The sequence below is a fragment of the Azospirillum himalayense genome (genome assembly GCF_042657465.1).
GTDB lineage: Bacteria > Pseudomonadota > Alphaproteobacteria > Azospirillales > Azospirillaceae > Azospirillum > Azospirillum himalayense.
Window position 1 is genome coordinate 1 of record NZ_JBHSLC010000088.1, and the last position, 853, is coordinate 853.

Sequence of the window (853 nt, forward strand, 5' to 3'; positions counted from 1 at the left end):
AAGTGCCTAACAAAACGGGCTTTGGGCTGTTAGGAGGGGCATGGCTGCACCTCTCGTTTCCGACGCCCTATGGGCGCTGATTGAACCGTTGCTTCCTCCCGATCCGCCCAAACCGAAGGGCGGGCGACCCCGGCTGGACGACCGCGCGGTGCTGACCGGCATCCTGTTCGTGCTGCGCACCGGCATTCCTTGGGAACTGCTGCCGGTGGAGATGGGCTGCGGGTCGGGCATGACATGTTGGCGCCGGCTGCACGAGTGGCACCGCGCCGGGGTCTGGGAACGCTTGCACCGCGTTCTCCTGGATCGTCTGGGCTACGCCAACGCGATCAACTGGGAGCGGGCCGCCGTGGACAGCGCTGCCGTCCCGGCAAAAAGGGGGGCGAGGCGACCGGGCCGAACCCGACGGACCGCGGCAAACCGGGCTCCAAGCGCCACATCCTCGTCGATGCCAACGGCATCCCCCTGGCTGTGAGGATTTCTCCAGCCAACCGGCACGACAGCAAGTTGCTGGAGGAGGTGGTCGATGCCGTGCCGGCGATCCGGCAATGCGCCGGCCGCCCACGACAACGCCCTATCAAGTTGCACGCCGACAAGGGCTATGATTTCGCCTTCTGCCGACAAGCGCTGCGACGGCGGGCCATCATTCCGCGCATCGCCCGCCGCGGCATCGAAAGCAGCGAGCGCCTGGGCCGACACCGTTGGGTTGTCGAGCGCACCTTGGCCTGGTTTGCCCGCTTCCGCCGTCTCGCCGTCCGTTACGAGCGGCGCGCCGACATCTTCACCGCCTTCCATCACATCGCCGCCAGCCTCATCTGCTGGCGCTTCGTCCAGAAATGGTTCTGTTAGGCGCTCT

Annotated in this window: 1 protein-coding gene; it reads left to right on the top strand. The window is 66.6% G+C overall.

Going from position 1 to position 853, the window contains the following annotated elements:
- The first annotated feature begins 40 nt into the window (after nucleotides 1–40).
- Nucleotides 41–846 (top strand): IS5 family transposase gene (locus tag ACFPMG_RS26650; RefSeq protein WP_376998257.1). Its coding sequence is split into 2 segments (ribosomal slippage): nucleotides 41–368 and nucleotides 368–846, totalling 807 coding nucleotides; the frame shifts between segments, so codons are not numbered across the junction.
- Nucleotides 847–853: the final 7 nt, after the last annotated feature.